The 14,234-nt window shown below is 59.8% G+C and carries 10 protein-coding genes; 3 read left to right on the top strand and 7 right to left on the bottom strand.

The genetic code is table 11. The features are described 5' to 3' along the window. The first annotated feature begins 205 nt into the window (after positions 1 to 205). The gene (locus EE36_RS16710) at positions 206 to 1,303 is read left to right on the top strand and encodes an AI-2E family transporter (protein ID WP_005854243.1); all 1,098 of its coding nucleotides are present in this window, start codon (positions 206 to 208) and stop codon (positions 1,301 to 1,303) included. Here the strand turns inward: EE36_RS16710 and EE36_RS16715 are convergent. The 3 genes from EE36_RS16715 to dctP all read right to left on the bottom strand — a co-directional run bounded on the left by EE36_RS16715 (position 1,289) and on the right by dctP (position 4,419). Then, positions 1,289 to 2,689, bottom strand: a complete 1,401-nt coding sequence (locus EE36_RS16715; RefSeq protein ID WP_005854245.1) for a TRAP transporter large permease — start codon at positions 2,687 to 2,689, stop codon at positions 1,289 to 1,291. The two genes, EE36_RS16710 and EE36_RS16715, sit on opposite strands and share 15 nt — an antisense overlap. Positions 2,690 to 2,691: 2 nt before the next feature. Further along, complete coding sequence (locus EE36_RS16720) at positions 2,692 to 3,321, bottom strand: TRAP transporter small permease subunit (RefSeq protein ID WP_005854247.1); 630 nt, start codon at positions 3,319 to 3,321, stop codon at positions 2,692 to 2,694. Positions 3,322 to 3,402: 81 nt separating this feature from the next. Continuing rightward, the gene (gene dctP / locus EE36_RS16725) at positions 3,403 to 4,419 is read right to left on the bottom strand and encodes a TRAP transporter substrate-binding protein DctP (protein WP_005854249.1); all 1,017 of its coding nucleotides are present in this window, start codon (positions 4,417 to 4,419) and stop codon (positions 3,403 to 3,405) included. Positions 4,420 to 4,799: 380 nt separating this feature from the next. Between dctP and acs the strand changes: the two genes are divergently transcribed. Further along, on the top strand, positions 4,800 to 6,755 hold the full coding sequence (gene acs / locus EE36_RS16730) for an acetate--CoA ligase (RefSeq protein WP_005854251.1): 1,956 nt from the start codon (positions 4,800 to 4,802) through the stop codon (positions 6,753 to 6,755). A 62-nt stretch (positions 6,756 to 6,817) separates the two neighbouring features. Here the strand turns inward: acs and EE36_RS16735 are convergent, their stop codons facing one another. Continuing rightward, positions 6,818 to 7,333, bottom strand: coding sequence for a DUF992 domain-containing protein (locus tag EE36_RS16735; RefSeq protein WP_005854253.1), 516 nt, complete (start codon positions 7,331 to 7,333; stop codon positions 6,818 to 6,820). Positions 7,334 to 7,614: 281 nt separating this feature from the next. Here EE36_RS16735 and EE36_RS16740 point away from each other — a divergent pair, with 281 nt between their 5' ends. Beyond that, positions 7,615 to 8,133 carry a flavin reductase family protein gene (locus EE36_RS16740; protein ID WP_005854255.1) on the top strand — a complete coding sequence of 173 codons (519 nt, stop codon included), beginning with the start codon at positions 7,615 to 7,617 and terminating at the stop codon, positions 8,131 to 8,133. 109 nt (positions 8,134 to 8,242) lie between these two features. Here the strand turns inward: EE36_RS16740 and EE36_RS17725 are convergent, their stop codons facing one another. From EE36_RS17725 to EE36_RS16755, 3 genes are read right to left on the bottom strand one after another with little or no spacing between them, the layout of a single operon-like run. Next, positions 8,243 to 9,370: a translocation/assembly module TamB domain-containing protein gene (locus tag EE36_RS17725; protein WP_005854257.1), complete on the bottom strand. Its 1,128-nt coding sequence runs from the start codon at positions 9,368 to 9,370 to the stop codon at positions 8,243 to 8,245. Continuing rightward, positions 9,367 to 12,399 (bottom strand): hypothetical protein, encoded by a 3,033-nt coding sequence (locus EE36_RS17225; protein ID WP_005854259.1) that lies wholly within the window; start codon positions 12,397 to 12,399, stop codon positions 9,367 to 9,369. Before EE36_RS17225 ends, EE36_RS17725 begins: the two co-directional genes overlap by 4 nt. Further along, on the bottom strand, positions 12,396 to 14,219 hold the full coding sequence (locus EE36_RS16755) for an autotransporter assembly complex family protein (RefSeq protein ID WP_005854261.1): 1,824 nt from the start codon (positions 14,217 to 14,219) through the stop codon (positions 12,396 to 12,398). The genes EE36_RS17225 and EE36_RS16755 overlap by 4 nt, the downstream gene beginning before the upstream one ends. Between the last annotated feature and the right edge of the window lie 15 nt (positions 14,220 to 14,234).

Raw genomic sequence — 14,234 nt, forward strand, 5'->3', positions numbered from 1 at the left:
CATAGGTCGCAACACTTAACATTGGGTGAATGGATATGCTCATCGTTCCGCTCATAATTTCTTCGCGACCCTCCTAGTTTCATCACAGTTGCGCGCAACCTTCGAGGGGCGTTTGGTCACTGCCGCAATATAAGCTCACACACCCGTGAACTTTTCCACGCGCTACGGCGTTGAGGTTTAAATCCTTCAACTGCTGGAGCCATATTTGGAACATCTGCCCTCAATCCGGCGCTCGCTTCAGTTGCTGGTCCTGATTTCCCTTTTCGTCACCGCGTATTTCGCCAAGGACTTGATATTGCCCATTGTTCTGGGCTTTTTGCTTGCCCTGACCCTGTCGCCCGTGGGCCGTGCGCTGTATCGCATCGGCGTGCCGCATCCTGTGTCGGCCTTTTTGCTGGTGACGGCGACGAGTTTGGTGATTGCTGCCGTGGTTTTACTGTCCGCGGGCACCGTGGCGATCTGGAGCGACGAGATCCCGGAAATGGGCCGCGAGATCCAGATAAAGCTGAGCGGCGTGAGCAATGCGGTCGAAACGATGCGATCTGCCTCGGAAGAGGTAGAGAAACTGGGCACCGAAACCGGTGGCAAACCGCAAGAGGTCGTCGTGCGCCAACCTGGCTTGCTCGACACCGCCATGGATACGGTGAGCAAAACTGGGGCGTCGCTGGCGGTGATCCTGATTCTGGCGCTGTTCTTACTTGGCTCTGGCGAGCTGTTTTACTTAAAACTTGTGCAATCCATGCCGACGTTAACGGAAAAGAAACGTGCGCTGCATACGGTCTATGACGTGGAGAAGCGGGTGTCGCGCTACCTGCTGACGATTGCCACGATCAATGCTGTGCTCGGCATATTAGTCGGGACCTATCTGACAGTGCTGGGCTTGCCGTCGGCCTATATCTGGGGGATCGCGGCGTTCATGCTGAACTTCCTGCCCTATATCGGCGGGTTTGCGGGGGTGCTTTTGGTCGCGGGATTCTCTCTCGTGACTTTTGATACCATCGGCTATGCGATGTTGGCCCCGATCGGTTACCTGACGCTGACTCTTTTAGAGGGGCAGATTATTACCCCGTGGCTGGTCGGCCGCCGGTTGGAGATGAATACCGTGGCGGTATTTCTGACGGTCGTGTTTTGGGGGTGGCTATGGGGCATCCCCGGCGCATTGGTCGCGGTGCCCTTTCTTGTGGTGTTCAAAGTCGTTTGCGAGAACTTTGAACCGCTTCATACCATCGGGAATTTCCTGTCCGCAGAGCAGGTTAAACCCGATGATATGAAGGATCAGGAAGTCATGTCAGCCAGCGAGTGATGGCAGCCACAACACGATGGACGGGAAGGCCACCAACAATGCGATTGTAACGGCATCCGCGATAAAGAACGGTGTCACGCCCTTGAACACGTCCTGAACGCTCAGGTCAGGGCGTACCCCTGCAACCACAAAGCAGTTGAGGCCAATGGGAGGCGTGATCAGACAGAACTCTGCCATCTTCACCACCAAGATACCGAACCAGATCGCACACATCGGCCCCGACATGCCAAAGGCGCTATCCGCGGCAGAGACGAACTCGCCCCCGTTCAGCGCCATGACGGCAGGATAGACCACCGGAAGTGTCAGAAGCAGCATGCCAATCGCATCCATGAACATCCCCAGCACCGCATAGGCCAGCAGGATGCACACGAGGATCAGGATCGGCGAAGCCTCAAGCCCCGAAATCCAGTCGGCGAACGCGCCCGGCAGATCGGCAAAGCCCAGGAACCGAACATAAATCAGCACGCCCCAGATGATGGTAAAGATCATCACCGTCAGCTTCGCGGTTTCAAGCAGCGCGTCCTTCAGCTCGGCCCACCGCATGCCGCGATAAAGCGCCATCAGGAACACGATAAATGCGCCCACGGCCCCGCCCTCGGTCGGGGTGCCCCATGCGTCGCCGAAGGGGTTGTAAACAAAGAAAATAATGATGATCACAACCGCAAAGATCGGCATGGCGGCAGGGAGAGACGCGAACCGTTGCTTCCAGGTAAAGCCGCTTACAGGGGGGCCGACGCTTTTCCAGATGGTCGCAATGCCCACGATCAGGACGGCGTAGACGATGGCCGAAAACGCACCGGGGATAAAGCCCGCCAGAAGCAGCTTGCCCACGTCTTGTTCAACGATGATCGCATAGATGACAAGGATCGCTGACGGCGGGATCAACGAGGCCAAAGTGCCCCCGGCCGCCACGACGCCCGCCGCGAATTTCTTGTTGTACCCGATCGCCAGCATCTCGGGGATGGCGATACGGGCAAAAACCGCTGCCGTCGCGACCGAAGCACCGGAAACCGCTGCAAAGCCCGCGGTTGCAAAGACGGTCGACACAGCAAGACCACCGGGCAGCCAAGCAATCCAGCGTTTTGCAGCCTCGAACAAGGCGCGGGTCAGACCGGCGTAATAGGCAAGAAAGCCGATCAGAATGAAGGTGGGAATCAAGCTTAGCGTCTGGCTCGACACTTTGGAGTGTGGCACCTGCCCCGCGGTCTTGATCGCGACCGTCAGCGCCCAGTCCAGTTCGGACCACTGCATGCCTTTCTTGGACCAAAAGATCCAGATCAGGCCGACCAGACCCGCCATTGCCGCGGCGAAAGCCACGCGCATACCGAGCACCACCATAAGCAGCAGCCCGCCCGAGACCCATAGGCCAATTTCAATAGGATCCATAATCAGTCCCGCCCGTCTAGATGTTCAGCTTCCGCCATCGCCTGTTCGGCTGCGGATTGTACCAAAGGTACGGCAACGGGGTTTTCCAACCCCAATACAAAGGCCCGCCCATAGCCCCAGATCTGCAGCAGCAACCGCAGAGCCAGCACCGTAAAGGCCATTGGCACGATCAGTTTCGCAGGCCAGATCGGCAGACCGATATCGATGGAGCTGTCACGGCTCCACATCGGGGCGGCGAAGTCAAAGCTGCGCTGGAAATGCGCCCAAGAGCCCCAGATCAGCGCCAGCATAAGGATAAAGATCAGCACGACCGAGAATGTCTCGGCGGCCCATAGCGCGCGGCCTTTGAGCTGGCCGATCAGGATGTCCATGCGCACATGGCCGCCGTTCCGCTGGGTATAGGAAATCCCCATGATCGCGATCAACGGCATGGCGAATTCAATCCAGTCCACATACCCCGCCAGCGGCGTGCCAAAGAACTTGCGGCCGCCAACGGACCAGACGGCAAGCACCATCAGCATGAAAACGGCAATACCAGAGACCAGAGCAAACACGGTTTCAAGGCGTAAAAGCCCTTTGTCGATACGGCTAAGCAGACTGCCGTCTTCGAGCACGGCGGAGGAACCGGCCATGATGCTTTCCTTTCAAATGAGTGGGAGGGAGATCGTACAAACAAAGGGGGCCTGCATCGGCAAGCCCCCTCCCCGCGCCAATTAGTTGGACGCGCGTTTTTCTTCAAGCGTTTTGACGACCAGGTCATAAAGCTCTTGGCCCGGGATGCCTTGGGCTTCCATGTCCTTGATCCAGGCTTCACGCGCGGGGTCAGCTGCTTTGGATTTGAACTCGGCCAGAACTTCGGGCGTGAACATCACTTTTTCAACGCCTTTTTCTTCCAGCACGGCGTCCCAGCGGTTCAGCAGCTCGCCATAGTTCGCCAGATAGTGATCCAGCGCCTCGTCGACAGAACCGTCCAGCGCTTCTTTTTCCGCGTCCGACAGGGCCTCATAGGCATCGATGTTCACCACAACAGGGCAGTTCACCGTGCCGGGGTTGAGGTTCGCGGTCCACCAATCGGCTTTGTTGATCGTCCCAAAGCTCAGGTGTGCGTGCTGCGCGAACGCCACGGTATCCACAACACCGGATTCCATTGCGTTATATGCCTCGGAGGAGGTCACGGAGGTCGGCACAGCGCCCACGGTTTCGAAGGCTTTGCCCAGACCACCTGTCGCACGCACGCGCATGCCATCGAAGGATTCCAGCGTATCGCGAGGCTCGCCCGTGCCAACAAGGTTATACTGCGGCATTGGCGAGGTCATCAGCATCTTGGCGTTCCACTGTGCCATCTCTTTGGCCACGGCGGGGTGTGCATACACAGCGCGGGATACGGCGACTTCTTCTTCAAGGTTCTGAACCCCGAGGAAGGGCAGTTCTAGCACGGTGATCGCGCGGTTCTTGTCGGCGTGGTAACCAGCACAGAATTGCGCCATCTCGAAGGCACCGATGGAAATACCATCGAGGTTGTCAGAGTTCTTGGACAGACCGCCATAGCTGACATTGATGGTGAATTCGCCATTGGTCTTTTCGGACACAAGCTCGGCAATCTTTTCGACATGCTCTGTGAAGGCACGACGTTTACCCCAGACAGAGGCGTTCCATTCCGTCGCGGCCGCCTGCGAGGCAAAAGCGAAAGTCAAAGCGCAGACAGCTGCGCCGTTCAGTAGATTGTTCATTGATATCTCCCTTATGCGGGCTGTTTGGGGCCCGCTTGGGCGAAATACTATCCTTAGGGCAACTTGCTGCCAACCCCTGAACATATCTCTTGATTGCCCCTGTGGGAGCCTTCGGCGAGGATTTTTCACCATTTGGAACCATGCCCCGCGCGCGATCAGCCCCATTAACAGGCAATCGGTGCTGTTTCCTAGGGTTTTGGCAGGGTTGTCAGCGAAATTTACTATTCTGCGCAGAAAACGGAAAAATATTTACAGACAAACCGCGTGTTTCCATATGCTTATTTCCTTCTTTTCACTTCCCGTTATGATCTGCCAAGGGAGAGCCGCCACGCCTATGCGTCCGAGCGGCAGAAAACGAACAGAGTTCTGAGGGAGGAACCATGTCCAACGTCGCCACACAGACCTATCCGCCATCCGACGACATGGCGGCCAATGCCCATGTGAACGCCGCAAAATACGATGCGATGTATCATGCCTCTATCGCGGACCCCGAAGGGTTCTGGCTGGAGCAGGCGCAGCGCATCGACTGGATGAAGCCATTTACCAAGGTCAAGGACGTCGATTTCACTTTCGGTCAGGTCAAGATCAACTGGTTTGCCGACGGTGCGCTGAACGTCAGCGCCAATTGCATCGACCGTCATCTTGAAACGCGCGGCGACCAGACCGCGATCATCTGGGAGCCGGACAGCCCGGACGAAGAGGCGCAGCACATCAGCTATCGCGCCCTGCATGCCCAGACTTGTAAAATGGCCAATATCCTGCGCGATATCGGCGTCGGCAAAGGCGACCGGGTTATCATCTACATGCCGATGATCCCCGAAGCCGCCTATGCCATGCTGGCCTGCGCGCGCATCGGTGCGATCCATTCGATCGTCTTCGCCGGCTTCTCTCCGGATGCGCTGGCGGCACGGGTTCAGGGGTCGGACGCCAAGGTTGTGATTACCGCAGATTATGCGCCCCGCGGAGGCAAAGCGACGCCGCTGAAGGCCAACGCAGACAAGGCTTTGGCAGGCTGCGACCCATTGGTCAAATGTCTGGTGGTGCGGCGCACTGGCGGTGATGTGGCGTGGAATGATGCGCGCGACGTGGATTATACCGCGCTTGAAAAAGAGGCTTCTGACACTTGCGCGCCGGAAGAGATGAACGCCGAGGATCCGCTGTTCATCCTATATACCTCTGGCTCGACCGGTCAGCCCAAAGGGGTCGTGCATACGACGGGTGGCTATCTGGTCTATGCCGCGCTGACCCACGAGGTCACGTTTGATTACCACGATGGCGATGTCTATTGGTGCACGGCCGATGTGGGTTGGGTGACGGGCCACAGCTATATCGTCTACGGTCCGCTTGCCAACGGGGCGACGACGCTCATGTTCGAAGGCGTGCCCACCTACCCCGACGCCAGTCGCTTTTGGCAGATATGTGAAAAACACAAGGTAAATCAGTTCTACACCGCCCCGACCGCCATTCGCGCGCTGATGGGCAAAGGGCGGGCCTTTGTTGACGGTTGCGATCTGAGCAGCCTGAAACTGCTTGGCACCGTGGGCGAGCCGATCAACCCCGAAGCCTGGAACTGGTACAATGACGTTGTGGGCAAAGGGAACTGCCCCATCGTGGACACATGGTGGCAGACGGAAACCGGCGGTCACCTGATGACGCCGCTGCCCGGTGCCCACGCCACCAAACCCGGCGCCGCGATGAAGCCCTTCTTTGGGATCAAACCGGTCGTACTTGAACCCACCACCGGTGCCGAGATCGAGGGCAATGACGTCGAGGGGGTTCTATGTATCGCTGACAGTTGGCCAGGCCAGATGCGCACGGTCTGGGGCGATCACGAGCGGTTCGAGCAGACCTATTTCAGCGACTACAAGGGCTATTACTTCACCGGGGACGGGTGCCGCCGGGACGCGGATGGCGATTATTGGATCACGGGGCGCGTGGATGACGTGATCAACGTCTCCGGTCACCGGATGGGCACGGCCGAAGTCGAAAGCGCTTTGGTCGCCCACCCTAAGGTGGCAGAGGCTGCGGTCGTCGGGTTTCCCCATGATATCAAGGGACAGGGCATCTATTGCTATGTCTCTTTGATGAGCGGTGAAAGCCCGAGCGAGGACCTGCGGGCCGAGCTACGCAACTGGGTCCGCTCGGAGATTGGTCCGATCGCCTCGCCCGATATGATCCAATGGGCCCCCGGCTTGCCCAAAACCCGTTCAGGCAAGATCATGCGCCGCATCCTGCGCAAGATCGCAGAGAACGACTATAGCACGCTTGGTGATACATCTACCCTGGCAGAGCCCGAGGTTGTCGACGATCTGATCGCGAACCGGATGAACCGCTGACCACATAACGCGAAAGGGGCACCAAATGGTGCCCCTTCTGCATATCGACCTATTGGCCTGAATTAACCTTCAACGCGTTGCAGTGTAATTTCACCCACGCCAATGGCGAAGTTTACGCCGTTCTGCGTGTTGACGCTCACCGGTTGCAGCGCCAGCGTGTCCTCGGAACCGCCGACCATGACATTGGCACCTAGGCCAACACCAACAGTGGCTTCAGCAGAAACACCCTGATAGTCGCCGTTCAACCCGCCTTCGTAATATTCGGATTCAGTTGGTGCCAGCACCAACCAGGACATCTGACCATTCTGGGTCTTGCCGATATCAATGCCGTAGCGTTTGATCTCGCCGATGTATGTCTCGTCAGCCAGACCCTCTTGCACGGGATTGAAGGTGCAGGTCAGCTCGCGGGTAGACCCGAAGATGAAGCCTGTGCCATCACCAACATCACAGCTCAGCGAGCCGACCTCAGTGTGGTCCACAGTCTCGCCGTCGTCGGCCAGTGCAGGCGTGGACAATGCAGCGCCGGTGACAAGGGCTGCGACAGTCAACTTGATGGGGGCAAAACGATTCAGTGTCATAGTTAATCCTTCCGGCGGGAAACCCGCCAATAACAGTCGTGAGCGTCGGCATTCGGGTGCCTGTTGGCGGTAGCTGGAACCTCATATCCCAACACCCCTTCTCCGACAGGCAGTCCGAAATTTCGCGGTCATGCCTCTCAGTGGGGGAACAACACGGCAGGCGCTATTCGGTTCCACACAGCATTATTTAGCGACCACCATCGCCACCCGCAAAGGGCGTACCGCAACGGGCCGGGGTTTGCTGTCTGGACAAATCCGGCTCCCCGTGGCACCGCTGCGGCATGGCTGATCCTTTGCACCACTTCATCCCCCTGCCCGATGCCACAGTCGAGCTTCGCCGCGCCTTTGGTCGTTTTGGTACGGGGGTCACGATTGTGACGGTGCAGACCGCGAATGGCCCATTGGGGATGACCGCGAACTCCTTTTCCTCGGTTTCGCTGGACCCGCCCCTGGTGCAGTGGTCCCCCGCGCTCAGCTCCAAACGTCATGACGCATTCACCAACGCGGCGCAGTTCGCTGTGCATATTCTGGGTAGCGGTCAGCGGGCACTGGCAGATGCCTTTGCTGTCTCTGGCGACGCGTTCGACCAATTCGACTGGACGATTGGCCCCAATGGCGCGCCGACACTGGCAGGCTGCCTCGCCAGCTTCCACTGTGACACCTTCGGCGTGCATCCGGCGGGTGACCACTCCATTGTCCTCGGGCAGGTCACGCACGCCGCATATGACCCCGATGACAGCGTTGCAGGCCTGATGTATGACCAGGGCCGCTATGGCCGTTTTACACCGCTGACGGAATAGCCCGTAAGCCTTTCCAGATGGTCAAAATCCCGGGGGTGTCCCGGCATCGCCGGGACGGGGGCTGGCCCCCATCCCAGCTGAACCGCAGAACAAAGCGCTCAATGGCGGGTCAATAATCCTTCTCAAAGAAGATACCGATCCCGGTGTTCCCATCGGACCCTACCGTCCCCTTCGCCGTCAGGTTCTTGGTCAGATCAAGGTTGATAGACACATCCGCTGTCCCGTCAGAGGCGGCGGTCACATCGGTGTAGACATTCTCAGAAATGTATTTACCCGCGCGGACAGCCGTGGCACCGCTGTCCGTGGTGGTCACATCCAGATCGTCCAGCCCGAACCCCGTGCGTAGATTAGAGATCACCCCCGCGCCACCGCGTCCGGCAAGTGTCGCCACCGCGCTGGCAAGTTGCAGCGCCTGAAACGCCGAGATTTCAGAGATGTTTCGCCCAAACAGAAGCTGCGCCAGCACCTCGTCCTGCGGTGCATCGGGTGTCGATTCAAAGGAAACCTCGGGCGATGTGGCCTTGCCTTCGATCACGATACGAACCTCGCCCGTGTTGGTGGTCGTCGAGGTTACAAACCTCAGATAGGGCACCAGATCGCCTTGGAAGCGCACGGCCCCCTCGTCCAGCTCAAACCGTTTGCCAAGAATATCCAGACGACCACGGATCAGGTCGAAGCGACCGGCAGAGATGATGCGATTGGTCGATCCCGTCAGCAAAAGGCTACCGCCCAGTTCCGCATCCAGACCACGGCCGCGCACGAAAATCCGCCGTGGCGCATTGATGCGGACGTTCAGGCCAAACCCCGGCCCGCTGTCGCCACTTGCCGCGGGATCCGTGCCCGCGTCGGCACCGGTCAAACCGGCCTTGCGACGGGTCGCCACAACATCTGCTGGCGCGCCGATGAAATCGATCTGTGGAATATCACCGATGCTGGTCATACCGGTTGACGGCACGCTTACCTCGGTCTCGCCCACGTCGATCTGACCGCTGATATTCGCCCCCCCCGAAAGCGGTCCCGCAAGACGCAGGTTGCCATCAAGCGACGTGCGATACAGCGATGGATCGATCAGCACGAGGTTGTTCAATCCGATCTGGATGTCGGCGGGCAGTGATCCGGTCAGGGTCACCGCCCCGCCCGCCTTGATCTGCCCCCCGTCCGCGCTGCGTGCAGAAAGGTCGATTTGCGCGCGGTTATTGGCCAGCCGGATATCCGCTGCGATGTCCTGAAGTGTCACCCTAAGGTTGGGGGCGGACAGCGACGCGTTGGAGGTTTGAATGCTCCCGTTGACCGACCAAGTGCCGGCGGGCCGTTCACCGTCAAATCGAACCGTGCCTGACCTTGCAAGCTCCGCGGCGCAATGAACGGGGCGGACAGCCCCAATGGCGCGTTCCCGTTCACGTCAAGGTTCAGATTGCCATCGCTGCCCACAAGCCCCGCGATCGTGGCACGGGTGCCCGCTGGTCCGGTGGCGTTCGTATTGACCCGCCAGCCAGCGCTTTCCTGCTGTGCGGTACCGGATACATTCAGCGGGCCGGACAGTTTTGGCACCACGGCCCCCAGATTGGGGATCGTGACATCATAATTCAGCGCGGGCGCATCCCCCGTGACAACGCCCTGCACAGACGCCCGGGCCGCATAGGGGCCCGTCGCGTTTGTATCTACGGCGATGCCGGCGGGCGTTTGCCGCACCGATCCTTTTGCCGCCAGCGGGCCGAACACGCCCGGCACCAGCGGCTGTACATTTGGCACCGACACGTCAAACGTCAGCGACATATCGGGGCCAGTGGCCAAGCCTTCCACCATCGCGCGCGCGCCATATGGGCCTGTCGCGTTGGTATCGACGAAGAACCCCTTTTCCGTCTGACGCACGGTCCCTGTCGCCGCAAGTGGCCCGTTCACCTGTGGCACCACCGCCTGAAGATTCGGGACCGATGCGTCGAAAGAGATATCGACCATAGGTGTTAACATCCCCTGAACGGCAACCTGCGCGGCGTAGGGGCCACTGGCTTTCGCGTCGATCTGGAACCCTTCTTCCAACTGCTTGAGGTTGCCCGACGCCTCTACCGCGCCGGTCACCTGCGGTGCAAAAGCCTCTACCCGCGGGATCGAGGCGCTAAAGTCCAGATCCAGCGGCGTCAGCAGCCCCTGGACCGAGGCGGTCACATCTTCGGGGGCGGAGGCTTTGGTGTCGACCTGCCACCCGTCCGGCGTCTGGCGGAGCACACCATCCAACGCGATAGGGCCCTCGACCGGCGCGTCGGGCACAAAGTCACGCAGCTCGGGCACATCGGCGGTGAAGTTGAGCACCGCATTCTCGCCCGTTGCCAGCCCTTTGGCGGTCAGCGCGGCACCGTAGGGGCCGTCCGTCACGGCATCAACAGTCCAGCCACGGGTGTCCTGCTCGGCCTCGGCCTTGATCGTGATGGGACCGGAATATTGCGGCAGCACGGTCGCGATATCGTTCAGTTTTGCATCAAATCGCGCTTGCGAATTGTTGCTGCGCAGCTCGACGCCACCGCTGGCGTTCAATGCGTCGTTTTCCAGCAGCAGGTCACGCACGAAGGTGCCCGTCTCGTCACGCGATGCGCCAAGGCTTAGCGTCGTGTCGCCGGCCAGCAATGCGTCCGCCTGTTCGATCCCCACTTTCAAATCCTGCGTCAGGCCAGAAATATTCAGGTCGAACGTCCCGTCCAGTGGCGTGATCTGCCCCGCGATCTCTACATTCGCGGCCCCGTCCATCTCGCGTCCGGCAAGAGCGGAAAAGCGGCTGATGTCAGTGGCTTCAAGGCGGGCTTTCAATTGGGTAAGAAAGCTATCGGCTGGCCCGCTAATCGTGACATCACCGGTCAGACCATAATCCGCGCCAGAAAGATCAAGCCCCGTGATCTGAACCGGTGTGCCTTCGGTATAGGCGATGGTTGTACGCCCCTTGATGGACTGACCGACCGCTTCGGAAACCGCGGCGTTGGTCAGCGTCAGCCCGTCAGCCGAGAATGCCAGATCGCCCATGAATTCGCCGACGGTCCCTGCCGCACCTTGCAACGTTCCGTTCAACTTCAGTTGCGTCGCGTCAATCGCCAGCGCGTCTGTGGCCAGTTCGGTCACGTTGAAGCTGGCATCAATCGCGTCGCCGTCTTGCGCGTTATAGTTCACATCAAGCCCGACGCGCCGCACGTAAGTATCGCCCCCGGCCACTGGCAGCAAAACGCGACTGCCATCGGCGCTGGCGACAGTGCCGGTGATGTCGATCAGGCTGGGCCAATTGTCGCTGTTCAGTGTGACCTTGCCCTGTAGTTCCGCGGATTGCGCCTTGAGGGCGAAATCGCTGACCTCGACACCGCCTTCGGCCTGCACCAAAGCATCCACGGTCAGCGCGACATCGGGGCCAAAAAATTCGCGGTATTGCGACAGGATCAGCGCGGTCACGTCGCCGTTCAGGTCAGCCTGAATACGGCGGTCGGGTGCGGCGCTATCGCCTTGGGCGGCAACGATAACCTGACCGGCAAGCCGTTGTTCGCCGTCGGTCGACAGGTTGATATCTGTCGCAAAATCCGAAAGCGGCCCCTGCCCCGCAATCACCAGATCGACAGAGGGCTCATCAGGCAATTTCAGCGTGCGCGAGATGATGCCCTTGGCTTCCTCGGAAAGGGTTACAGCCATGTCCAGCAGGCTGTCATTGCGATCCAGATCAGCGGTGATTTTGAACTCGCCCTTCTTGCCATCGGTGCGCGCGGCCAGAATATCGACCGTCGCCGTATCGTCATTCAACAGCGCCGTGGCTTGAACGGTCAGTGTGGCCGCTTCGCCCAGAATTGGCGCGCCCAGATTGATCTCTTCGACCGAAAAGTCAGCCACGTCGATGGCGACGGGCAGATCGGGGATCGCCGGAAAGGTAAACGGTTTCGCTTCGGGATCGGGGAGCGTTTCTTCCTGCGCCACGGGCAATCGCGGCACGCTCAGCCGCTTTGCGGTCAGGGCCTGCACCTCCAGCCGGCCGCGCAACAGTGCGGAGCGGTTCCAGTCCAACTCCACCTCTTCCAACGTCAGCCAGACCCCTTGGTCGTCAGCGATGGTCATCCGGTCGAACCGTGCGCGCGAGCTGAGCGCACCCGCGAAACCGTCAATACTGACCGTGCGGCCCGCGCCGCTGAGGGCGTCTTGGATCGTGCGGGTCAGGAAGCCTTTGTCATCCTCTTGGGCCGAAGCGACAGAGCCGACAAAGATCAGGGCGAAAACCAGAAAGCTGCGCATGAAGTGGATCAAAACGATTGTCCAATACCGATATAAACTTGAAAATTCTCATCTGTTTCGGGGCCCGACACAGGCACCGCGAGGTCTACGCGGATGGGGCCGATGCCCGTGGCATAGCGCAGACCAAGCCCTGCGCCTGACTGCCAAGTGCCTGACCCGTCGTAGAATTCCTCGGCACCGATGTAGCCCGCGTCGGCAAAGGCCACGACGCCGATCTTGTCGCGTACCTGCCAACGTGCCTCTGCGGACAGGCCCGCAAAGCTGCGACCGCCCACCGTATCGCCACTGGCCAGATCAACGCCAAGCGATTGGTAGGGTTGCCCGCGCACGGTGCCGCCGCCGCCGGAATAGAACAGATAGTCCGCGGGCGATTCAGCCAGTGTCGGGCCATAGACCGACCCGAGCTGTCCCCGCAGGGCAAAGGTCACGGGCCGCGTGGTGCCAAAGGTTTTATAGCCGCGCACGTCGATGTAGGTGCGCACGCCGTTATCCGACCCCGACAGCGCCACAAAAGGGGTCACGCTGGCCTTGGCATAGTAGCCATCTTTCGCATCAAGCCGATTGTCGCGGTAATCATGTTCCGCGCTTAGGGGCAGCGTCAGCAACGTATATTTGTTCTCGCCAAAAGCGTCGCGGGTTTCAGCTGTCCGCAAACCGACGCCAAGCGTGTAGGTCCGTTCCTCGCTGGCGATGCGTTCGATCCCGGCCTCAAGGTCGAGCTGACGCGAGAAATAGTTCACCTCGTCAAGCTGTTCGATCTCGGCCAGCGCGTAGAAATTCGTGTCGGCATTAAAGGTCGCAGGGCGTTCAAAACGGGTGCCAAGGCGATAATCCGTGCCGCCGGAATCGCCGCCGATCCCCGACACCTCGCCTTCGACACGTAGGCTTTCGGCCCCGCCCAGCAGGTTACGGTGCAGCCAGTAGGTGCTGACGCTGAGCCCTTCAAGCGACGACAGTTCCCCGCCGAAACCAAAGCGTCGCTTGGGCGCGTCAGTGATCTGCGCTGTAATCGGCAGAACATCGGGCGCGGTGATCTGTTCGGCCTCGATCATCGCGACAGAACTGAAAGCGCCCGTGCGCCGCAACCGTGTGGCGGCCAGATCAAGTTGCTCTTGTGAATAGACCTCTCCGATGGGCAGTCCGGCGATTTTGACGATCCGGCGCAAGCGCACATCACTTTTTCCCTTTACCGTCAACTCTCCGAAACGCAGTCGCGGTCCCGGGCGCAGACGCAGGGTTGCCGCCAGCGTGGCATCGGGCACGCGGGCGGTCAGCTGCTGGTCGGCCAGTTCGGCTTTGGCGTGGCCCTGATCGCGCCAGCCTTCGATACCGGCGGCGACGGCCTCTTTCATGACGCCGAGACTTGCGGTTTCACCTGCGGCGAATTGTTCGGGCAGCTCGGTTTCGGGGGCGACAGGGGCGATTTCGGCCTTGGAAAAGCTGAACTTGCGACCGGTTTCGATGTTGATCACAGCGCGGTTGATCTGGCGCGGCGGGGCGACCGGCGCGATGGCAGAGGCGTCTACACCGTCGATGGTAATCTTGATGACCGCAGCAAAATACCCTTCGTCATAGAGCACGGCCAGAAGGCGGGCATAATCGGCCTGCGCGGCGGCCAAAAGCTCTTGCGTGGTGGGGTCTGCATCTTCGTCCGTTTGTTCGCGCAGCAGCGATCCGCCGAGCACCGTCTCGTATAGATCAGAGTCCTTATCGATGCCGGTGATGTCGAGCGTCGCCGCAAGACCCGCCGTGCATCCTCCCCAGACCAAAGCTGCCGCGGCCGTAGACGCCCGCAAGAACTTTGCAAAACTGTCTGATCGAAAATGCCCCATGCGGTGCTCCCTGTA

Origin of the sequence: Sulfitobacter sp. EE-36 (genome assembly GCF_000152605.1) — a bacterium.
Classification (GTDB): Bacteria; Pseudomonadota; Alphaproteobacteria; order Rhodobacterales; family Rhodobacteraceae; genus Sulfitobacter; species Sulfitobacter pontiacus.

What these genes read in the sequence shown, in the direction of transcription:
- EE36_RS16715 (WP_005854245.1), bottom strand. Translation starts at nt 2,689, where the DNA reads ATGGATCCTATTGAAATTGGCCTATGGGTCTCGGGCGGGCTGCTGCTT.
- EE36_RS16720 (WP_005854247.1), bottom strand. Translation starts at nt 3,321, where the DNA reads ATGGCCGGTTCCTCCGCCGTGCTCGAAGACGGCAGTCTGCTTAGCCGT.
- dctP (WP_005854249.1), bottom strand. Translation starts at nt 4,419, where the DNA reads ATGAACAATCTACTGAACGGCGCAGCTGTCTGCGCTTTGACTTTCGCT.
- acs (WP_005854251.1), top strand. Translation starts at nt 4,800, where the DNA reads ATGTCCAACGTCGCCACACAGACCTATCCGCCATCCGACGACATGGCG.
- EE36_RS16735 (WP_005854253.1), bottom strand. Translation starts at nt 7,333, where the DNA reads ATGACACTGAATCGTTTTGCCCCCATCAAGTTGACTGTCGCAGCCCTT.
- EE36_RS16740 (WP_005854255.1), top strand. Translation starts at nt 7,615, where the DNA reads ATGGCTGATCCTTTGCACCACTTCATCCCCCTGCCCGATGCCACAGTC.
- EE36_RS16755 (WP_005854261.1), bottom strand. Translation starts at nt 14,219, where the DNA reads ATGGGGCATTTTCGATCAGACAGTTTTGCAAAGTTCTTGCGGGCGTCT.